The 8724-nt window shown below is 45.1% G+C and carries 7 protein-coding genes and 3 pseudogenes; 3 read left to right on the top strand and 7 right to left on the bottom strand.

Features of this window, described 5'->3' with window-relative positions:
• Both B9T16_RS22630 and B9T16_RS22625 read right to left on the bottom strand, forming a co-directional pair.
• Positions 1 to 704, bottom strand: a pseudogene (locus B9T16_RS22630) (GUN4 domain-containing protein); the annotation flags it as partial.
• A 212-nt stretch (positions 705 to 916) separates the two neighbouring features.
• Positions 917 to 1958: pseudogene (locus tag B9T16_RS22625) on the bottom strand (GUN4 domain-containing protein).
• A gap of 291 nt (positions 1959 to 2249) precedes the next feature.
• On the opposite strand from B9T16_RS22625, the gene B9T16_RS22620 reads away from it, so the two are divergent.
• Positions 2250 to 2696 (top strand): XisH family protein, encoded by a 447-nt coding sequence (locus B9T16_RS22620; protein ID WP_006615842.1) that lies wholly within the window; start codon positions 2250 to 2252, stop codon positions 2694 to 2696.
• Positions 2684 to 3010: a XisI protein gene (locus B9T16_RS22615; RefSeq protein ID WP_410245839.1), complete on the top strand. Its 327-nt coding sequence runs from the start codon at positions 2684 to 2686 to the stop codon at positions 3008 to 3010. The genes B9T16_RS22620 and B9T16_RS22615 overlap by 13 nt, the downstream gene beginning before the upstream one ends.
• Before the next feature lie 117 nt (positions 3011 to 3127).
• Here B9T16_RS22615 and B9T16_RS22610 read toward each other — a convergent pair whose 3' ends face one another.
• From B9T16_RS22610 to B9T16_RS22590, 5 genes are all read right to left on the bottom strand, one after another.
• Complete coding sequence (locus B9T16_RS22610; RefSeq protein ID WP_006616022.1) at positions 3128 to 3475, bottom strand: XisI protein; 348 nt, start codon at positions 3473 to 3475, stop codon at positions 3128 to 3130.
• Positions 3451 to 3879: an element excision factor XisH family protein gene (locus B9T16_RS22605; protein WP_410245838.1), complete on the bottom strand. Its 429-nt coding sequence runs from the start codon at positions 3877 to 3879 to the stop codon at positions 3451 to 3453. Before B9T16_RS22605 ends, B9T16_RS22610 begins: the two co-directional genes overlap by 25 nt.
• An 86-nt stretch (positions 3880 to 3965) precedes the next feature.
• Positions 3966 to 4145 carry a hypothetical protein gene (locus B9T16_RS22600; protein ID WP_410245837.1) on the bottom strand — a complete coding sequence of 60 codons (180 nt, stop codon included), beginning with the start codon at positions 4143 to 4145 and terminating at the stop codon, positions 3966 to 3968.
• Complete coding sequence (locus B9T16_RS22595; RefSeq protein WP_410245836.1) at positions 4142 to 6697, bottom strand: AAA family ATPase; 2556 nt, start codon at positions 6695 to 6697, stop codon at positions 4142 to 4144. Before B9T16_RS22595 ends, B9T16_RS22600 begins: the two co-directional genes overlap by 4 nt.
• A gap of 49 nt (positions 6698 to 6746) precedes the next feature.
• Positions 6747 to 8255 (bottom strand): hypothetical protein, encoded by a 1509-nt coding sequence (locus tag B9T16_RS22590; RefSeq protein ID WP_410245835.1) that lies wholly within the window; start codon positions 8253 to 8255, stop codon positions 6747 to 6749.
• Positions 8256 to 8484: 229 nt separating this feature from the next.
• On the opposite strand from B9T16_RS22590, the pseudogene B9T16_RS22585 reads away from it, so the two are divergent.
• Positions 8485 to 8724 (top strand): annotated as a pseudogene (locus tag B9T16_RS22585) (hypothetical protein); the annotation flags it as partial.

Raw genomic sequence — 8724 nt, 5'->3', positions numbered from 1 at the left:
GATTGGGATTGAGAGGCGATCGCTTTGACCAGAGATTCTAGCTGTGATTGGGATTGAGATGCGATCGCTTCATTCTGGGATTGGAGTTGAGATGCGATCGCTTCTATCTGCGATTCTAGGCGTGATTGGGATTGAGATGCGATCGCTTCTATCTGCGATTCTAGGCGTGATTGGGATTGAGATGCGATCGCTTCTATCTGAGATTCTAGCTGTGATTGGGATTGGAGTTGAGAAGATGCGATCGCTTCATTCTGGGATTGGAGTTGAGATGCGATCGCTTTGACCAGAGATTTTAGCTGTGATTGGGATTGAGAGGCGATCGCTTCTATCTGAGATTCTAGCCGTGGTAGCGACTGTAGTTGAGATGCGATCGCTTTATTCTGGGATTGGAGTTGAGATGCGATCGCTTTTATCTGGGATTGGAGTTGTGATTGAGATTGGGTAAAACCGTCAATTTTCCGGGTCATTTCATCTAACTGAGACTGCAGGTGAGAGACCATCAACTGTGCGGACTCTACCTGAGACTGAGACAATTGCCAAACCCGCTTGGCTGCCGCAATGCGTTTTTTCTCCTTCTCCAAAAACCCCGACGGTATCCCACCAATTATAGGGGGATAGGGTGTCAGGTCATAACCACACACGGAACAGGTTTCGACCTCATTTGGTGTATATTCCGTTTCACAAACGGGACATTTCGCCATCATTCTCAACCCCGATAAATCGCCGCCACCGGGCGGGGGGAAACCCGGCTATTTTGGTATTATAACCCACAGTGAGGGCAGGCTCCTACCTAGTCCACGGAAACCCGGTTTCTTTACTCTCCACGGTAACTTCCCCCGCATGGAAAAGCCCATGTTTCCGTGAAAAAGACACCGAAAAAAAGAACTTGACAAGTGCCTGTAGTAGTGGTTATATACTACAGGTTACAATTATCAAAGAGACTGATAATAAACAATAACCACAAGTAGCCCCGATACAAGCCCCGATGAACTCGTACAGCTTCCAGGTGCCGGGAGATGGCTGGGAGATGGCCCACTGGTGCCTCTCGGAGGGAAAACGTTAATTCGCTCCATGACAACCACCTATTATTCACTCGCCATCCTACCTCGTCCAGGAACCGATACCATATTGTATTACCTGGATGCGATNCCATCGGGCTTTCCCCCACAATTGATGTAAATTTGCTTCTGGATACTAAACCCGAAGTGTCCGTTACTGTGTTTAACCCAAAGACCATCGATGATTCGCAAATCCTCGCAAGGAAAGTTTTTGATATCATCCTTGTATAAATATCCCCCTTGGGTTTTTCCAGCCACCGCTAACATCATCTTTGCCGTTTCTTGGTCGGCTGCTTTCCAGTTGCCTGATTTCAATAATCTGTTGAGTTTGGTATAATCAAAACCAGAAGAAGAAGACACGATGGGAGTTTCTTGCACTGCTTCAGTTATCGACTGTAGTTGAGATGCGATCGCTTCTATCTGTGATTGCGACTGGAGTTGAGAAGATGCGATCGCTTCTATCTGTGATTGCGACTGGAGTTGAGAAGATGCGATCGCTTCTATCTGTGATTCTAGCCGTGGTAGCGACCGGAGTTGAGAAGATGCGATCGCTTCTATCTGTGATTCTAGCCGTGGTAGCGACCGGAGTTGAGAAGATGCGATCGCTTCTATCTGAGATTCTAGCTGTGATTGAGATTGGGTAAAACCGTCAATTTTCCGGGTGGTTTCATCTAACTGAGACTGCAGGTGAGAGACTATCAACTGTGCGGACTCTACCTGAGACTGAGACAATCGCCAAACCCGCTTGGCTGCCGCAATGCGTTTTTTCTCCTTCTCCCAAAACCCCGACGGTATCTCATCAGTAGGGGGATAGGGTGTCAGGTCATAACCACACACCGAACAGGTTTCCACCTCATTTGGTGTATATTCCGTTTCACAAACGGGACATTTCGCCATCATTCTCAACCCCAATAAATCATGACAACCGGGCGGAGGGAAACCCGGCTATTTTGGTATTATAACCCACAGTGAGGGCAGGCTCCTACCTAGTCCACGGAAACCCGGTTATAAMTCACGAATGCCACTCGCTGTCAACACTTCATTAAGGGTTAATTCCCACTGTGGGAAAGTGGGGGACAAAATGCGATCGCCTCCCGGTAAAGACTGGATTGGTGCTATAATAATCTACAGCAACTCAAACTCAAACTGAAAATTAACTGGCTTGACTGTTCATCAAGATATTAGGGGATTATGCCTCGAAGAGATACAACTCATAATATTATCAAACAAGCTATAATTAAAGATGGTTGGGAAATTACAGATGATCCTTATGTGATTTCCTATGGGGAGCGATTTTTATTTGTAGATCTGGGTGTGAGGCGATCGCATTTTCCGACGCAGCCAAAAGGATCTATTATTGGTGCCAGACGAGATCGGACCCGTATTGCCATTGAAATCAAAGAATTTAGAGGACTATCAGCGATCGCCGATTTAGAACAAGCGATCGGACAGTATAGTTTATATAGGCTGTTACTGAATGAAGTAGATCCGGAACGGCATATTTATCTGGGCGTTACGGATATCATATATGAGACAATCTTCAGTGAAACAATTGGTAAACTGGTGATTAATAAACTTCCTTTAAATCTCTTAGTGGTTGATGGTAAAAAAGCGGAGGTTAAACAATGGATACCRTAACTCACGATCGCGAAATTGTCAAACAAGTTATCTGTGAATATGCACAACTGCGCCCATCTCATGGCGAGATTCGATTGGATACGGTATTTGATGAGAAACAAGAACATTATGCACTGATGCAAGTCGGTTGGGATCGAGGTAGACGAGTCCGAGGAAATCTCATCTATATTGTTTTGCGTGAAGGAAAAGTTGTGATTGAATATGATGGTATGGAAGCTGGAATTACTCAAGATTTGATGGAAAAAGGCATTCCTGAAAACCGCATTATTTTGGGGTTCTTGGAAGAATCTAATGCGGGGTGGGCTATGATATGATTTTCTATATTATAACTCACGAATGCCACTGGCTGTCAACACTTCATTAAGGGTTAATTCCCACTGTGGGAAAGTGGGGGACAAAATGCGATCGCTCCGGGAAAAGGAATGATAAAATTATGCGATCGCATAGCCGGTATGTTCCCGAACTTGGGGAGGATGAAAGGCGAGGACAATGCAATCTTTGGGAACACCAGCGGCAACGAGTTCCCCGGTGATGCCATCTTCTATGCCATCGTAATGAATCCAAATTTTGGCATCGCGAATCTCGGCATGAACGATGCAACCGTGAACCCGACGATTATTTTCCCAGCCTTCGTGTACCAGCATAAAATGGTTGCCGTCCCGACTGACAATCAGGTAAGTCTTTACATCGCCATATCGATAGGGAATATCGGCATAATCTTGGAGAATTTTTTCCAGTAAATTGCGCCAATTATCTATAGGTTGAATTGTGGTTGCCATTGCAGGATTTCCTCACTATTTGGGTCGAAAACAATCATCCGAAAATCTGGTTCTTCTAAAAGCAGTTGTCCGGCTTCCTCTTGAAATAAAGTATCGAAGGTGTTCCGGCTAACCGCTAGATATAAACTGCGATCTGATTCTTTTTTTTGAAGTGCTCTGGCGTACAGAAAAAACTGTCCCCAGGCATTTTCCAGATCTTTGATTGGAGAAGGACTCAAAAAACTTTTAATTTCGACAGCGATTTTTTCATGATCTCGTTCGGCCGCAATTAGTTTTTCAGCCCCCAAATCGATAAAGGTCGAGCGTTCCCCGCTCTTTAGAATCAGGGGGTCATCAGTGATTGTCCAACCATCTTTCATCAGAGCAATACAAACAGTATCATGATAAACATCTTTGGCGGGCATTAAATGCGTCCCATTTATATTAAATTTATGTCGGATAGCGACGGCGATCAATGTGATTTGGGTGGGCTATGATATGATTCTATATATTATAACTCACGAATGCCACTCGCTGTCAACACTTCATTAAGGGTTAATTCCCACTGTGGGAAAGTGGGGGACAAAATGCGATCGCCTCCCGAAATTGACGATCGCAAAAACCGGGTTTCTTTACCAAGTCTTGATTGGGATGCAAAGATTATCCTAGAAATCTGGTTTCTTTCGGTCACTCCCAACTGGGGATATCCTCACAGGTAAATGTGATCATATCCTCGCCGTTTAAGTCATCCCGGACTAGGCGATTTTTTAAGTTGTTGACCATCCGTTCATAAAAATTGCGGACATCGCGACCATTGCCGAAATTTCGGCCACGATTTTGATAGGCAAAATCCATAGTTGACCGGACTCGCGCGGATACGTCATCGGGACAAATTCGCCGGCTTTCTCGACACATTCCCAGAAAAATACTGTGCATTTCGGCACCGTTATAATCAGGAAAATCGATGGTTTTAGACAGGCGAGATTGTAAGCCGGAGTTACTGTCGATAAACTCTGCCATTTCCCGCGAATATCCGGCTAAAATTACCACGAGGCGATCGCGATAATTCTCCATCATGGGAACCAAAGTATCGATCGCCTCCTGTCCATAATCTCGGCTATCTCCCCCACGAGATAAGGAGTAGGCTTCATCAATAAATAACACCCCATCTAGGGCGGACTCAATCACCTGGGCGGTTTTTTCGGCGGTATGTCCGATATATTGTCCGACTAATTTGGTGCGGTCTACTTCGACAAATTGACCTTTTTTTAACAGTCCCAAGGCTCGATAAATTTCGCCAATTAAACGAGCGACGGTGGTTTTTCCGGTGCCGGGATTTCCAGTAAATAATAAATGACGGGTTTCGATTTCATTACTGGCTAACATCCCTAAACTGGCTAATTTTTGATTGGCGGCTTGGGTGTTAATTAATTGTTTGATATCCTGTTTAACCGAGTCTAACCCGGTCAAGTTTTCTAATTTGGCGAGGAGTTTTTCTAGGTTCTCTGTGTCGGCGGTTCCCCGTTGGGAGAGTTCCCGATACTCAGGGGGTAAATCGGCGACTGTTAAGGGTTCTGTGAGGGGATTTAAACCGTGTTTAATCACGCGATCGCTGTGACAATCATCCATTTTATTAAACAACTTTTCTACCTCTCTGGCGTTCCCAAAATGGCTGTCTCGGTTCTCATAAAGCTGGGTTAATAAGTTCTTGAGAGGTGCTTCTAAATCGGGGGCGATCGCACTTTTAACCCGTTGTACCTGTTGACCGAAAATGGTTAATAATTCGGAGGGTTGATAATCCTCGAAAATAATTTCTGTGGCAAAACGACTTGGCAAACCTGGGTTAGATTTGATAAAATTATCCATAAGGTCGGGATATCCGGCGACAATGACGGCGAGCCTTCCTCGTTCATCTTCCATGCGTTTTAACAGGGTATCGATCGCCTCCCGTCCCCAGTCATTTTCACCTCCTTGAGTGAGGGTATAAGCCTCGTCAATAAACAATACCCCATCTATAGCGCGATCGACTGTTTCATTGGTCAAAATTGCGGTATGTCCCACATATCCCGCCACCAAATCTCGCCCGCCAATTTCTACTACATGACCCCGCCTCAATAACCCCAAATCTCGATAAATTTCCCCCATTAATCTCGCTACGGTTGTCTTTCCGGTGCCGGGGTTTCCTTTGAATACTAAATGCAGTCTAGGGGGGTCGGTGTTGATGCCTTGTTTTTGGCGTTCTTGAGCCTTGGATAATGACCGGATTTTTTGGTTTAGGGCGGTTTTAACATTCTGTAAACCTACCAATTCCTGTAAGCGTTCTAAGGCGGGTATGTCGCTGACATCCCCCGATAACCACTGGTTTTGTTTGGCGACATTTAGGGATAATTCGATGGCGGTATTAAAGCGATTATACCATGTCTTTAGGGGTTGATTTTCGGCGGCTATAGCGGAGATTAAACGGTAGCGATCGCCCCAATTTACAGGTTTTTGGTGAACCAGTCGGAAATAATCCCACAGGCTTTCTAACTCGGGTTCTGTGGGGGTAGAAACCCGCACTAAATTAAATTGGCGATCGCTCCTATTTTGTAGCCAATTTCCCAAAAAAGTAAAGCCTGTATGGTTGCAAAAATCTTGAAACTGTTGTAGACTATGATGGTGGGAAATAAACACACATAAATTGCGGTTGGTAGGTGGGAATCTTCCCCAACTTACCATCCGTCCAAACAATTCTCGGCAGTTTTCAAACATCCGCAAATCTTCTACATCAGAAAAGATAATCGCACTTTGATAGCGGGTATCTTCCATGAAGTGTTGAAATAAGCCTATACATGAAATATCAGACATGACAGGACGGCGATTTGCTGAGGGTTGGGGTTCCGGTTTGGTCGGGGTTTCTCGTCCCAATAAGCGGCGGCGTTTCCCCAAAGGACTGGCGCTTTTTACTCGCATTTCGGACGGGGAAGGTCTCGGAGGCGTGGTTTTCGGCTGTTCCCTGGCGTTTTGCAGAGATTGATAATCGAGAAAATACAGCTTGTTAATTCCCGAATATAAAACAATACGATTAAAGCCTTGGCTGTGTAAATAGCGATGCAAAACCTGTTCGATATCTTGCAATAATAAATCGTCGCTACAGAAGCTATCCCCGGTGTCGGTTCCGCACAAAACTAAAAAGCGATCGCCTGTTTGGAGGTTCAATTGATTGGTGACTCGTTCAACCATGATTTGATAGTATATTGACATCTTCTTAAACCCTTCTCCACCATGGGGAGAAGGGGTCAGAAAAGGAGAGTTAAGAAACAGATGGTTTCGATTGGGGTGACTGAACAGATGGCTTTTTCAGTCGCGTTTTGACTGCATTCATATCCTGATATTCACTGTTCGCCTGTTGTTTACATTCTATATCACCCACGCCTTCAACGCCCGCTTCATTCAAGATATTAAAAATCGCCTCGGCATTTTGGCGGGTAGCTTTTTCGTCGATTAAAGTCTGGCTAAAACTATTAATTGAAACCGAATTAGCCCCAAATTCCGACTCAGGACTAATCACGGTTACCACCTCATCCCCAGCCACATTTTTCACCTTGGCTACAAAGGCGTTGCGTTCGTCTTCTCCTTCGTAGGTATCATCAACTAGGGTATAACCGATATTTTCGAGAGTTTCGACAATGCGATCGGCAATTTCCGCCCGCATTTGGGAACCTAAAATAGAAAGTTTCGCCTGTTCGATAATGTCCCCGAAAATCGGCTGCAATTGATTAATATTTTCGCCGATATTTTTAACCTGTTCAGTGGTGAGGGTGGCTTCTCCTTCCACCAGTTGGGTTTCTAACTGATTGAGTTGGTTTTCATACTCGCTTAGTCGCCCATTAGTCCAGTAGTTAATCTCACATTTGAAGGTTTCCGCGTCGCTTCCCTGTCCGACTTCTACTTCACATTCTCGGTGAGCTTGTACCTCGGTAATTAAACTGCGTAAATCAGTTAAACTCGCCTGATAATAAAATAGCCATTCCTGTTGTTTTTGTTCCAGTTCCAGCCGCAGGTCTGCTAGTTTGAGATAGGTTTGCTGACAAGTGGCGATCGCTGCTTCAAAAACCCCCGCTTGAATATTGCTATTTGCTAGGTCTAAATCCCGACGTAAATCGGCTAATTTACCCGGTGAAAAACGTTGGTGTTGATAATCGCGATCAATCTGTTTCCAAACCTGGTCAACATCCGCAAAATAATCAACTGCTAACTGTTGTTTCCGCTGACTTTCCGCCTCCAAATTCTCAACTACTTGATTAATCTGTTGCTGAAGGATTTGTTGTCCTTGTTGTCTGGCTTGTCGCTCCTCAGCTATCAGTTGAGTAAATTTATGATCCTGTTGTTGAAATAAATTCAGATACTCCTGGCGTTGACTATTTAACAATCCTAAATATTCCCGTCGCTGCTGAGTAAAGCCTTCCCGCATAGAAGACTCTAGCCGTCCGACTTCCTGTTGTAATTGCTGTTGTTGACGATACTCGGACTCTCGGATATTCTGCTGAAATTCCCGCCGCTGATTTTGTAGTCGTAGGTTGGTCTGGGTTTCCAAGTCTTTAATTCCGGTTCGCAGTCCGCTAATTTCTTGTTGCTGGCGTTGGGTTCGCTGTTCGAGGGGGGCGAGGCGTTGCTGAAACTCCCGCTGGGCTTGCTGTTGAACGGAGTTTAACCGTTCGGGGAGGTCCTGTTGTAGCGATCGCAGCCTGGAGTCCTGTTCCCGCAGTCGTCGCAATTCTCGATCCTCAACCTGAATATACCGTCGTTTTTCACCACTCATTTATGGCTCCTATTTTTTAGTAATGGTTGATTTAAATTCCTATGGTGTACTATAATGGTTTTCGGGAAAATCAAACACCGTAAAATTACTTAACTTTATGGTCGTCCGAAAACCGGGCTGTTTGAGTCTCACCCCAGCCAGATTTAAGTCTCCCTCCCCTTTGGGGTAATGGTTGGCATTGATCAGTTTCTGGACTCGCCTACAGCCTAAGTTATTGGAATGCTTGACAATGCAAGAACAAACCGCAGCTTTAATTAAAATAGCCCAGAGATTGCCTCATGGTGAGGTGTGGGATTATGATCACATTGAACTGCCTTTTGAACTGGTGAAAATCGCCCTAAAATTATGGGAAAATTTCTACCCCCCAGAACTGTTAGAAAACCTGGCAAATTCAGACCCGGATACTCTGGACGCTTGGGCGATCGCCCTCTCCCAAACTCTCAGCCAACAACTCTCTCTCCTGGATACC

Origin of the sequence: Arthrospira sp. PCC 8006, assembly GCF_046480465.1 — a bacterium.
Classification (GTDB): Bacteria; Cyanobacteriota; Cyanobacteriia; order Cyanobacteriales; family Microcoleaceae; genus Limnospira; species Limnospira platensis.
Note: the sequence above shows the minus strand (reverse complement) of the source record. Positions and strands in the feature narration are given on the sequence as shown.

What these genes read in the sequence shown, in the direction of transcription:
- B9T16_RS22605 (WP_410245838.1), bottom strand. Translation starts at nt 3,879, where the DNA reads ATGCCCGCCAAAGATGTTTATCATGATACTGTTTGTATTGCTCTGATG.
- B9T16_RS22595 (WP_410245836.1), bottom strand. Translation starts at nt 6,697, where the DNA reads ATGTCAATATACTATCAAATCATGGTTGAACGAGTCACCAATCAATTG.
- B9T16_RS22610 (WP_006616022.1), bottom strand. Translation starts at nt 3,475, where the DNA reads ATGGCAACCACAATTCAACCTATAGATAATTGGCGCAATTTACTGGAA.
- B9T16_RS22590 (WP_410245835.1), bottom strand. Translation starts at nt 8,255, where the DNA reads ATGAGTGGTGAAAAACGACGGTATATTCAGGTTGAGGATCGAGAATTG.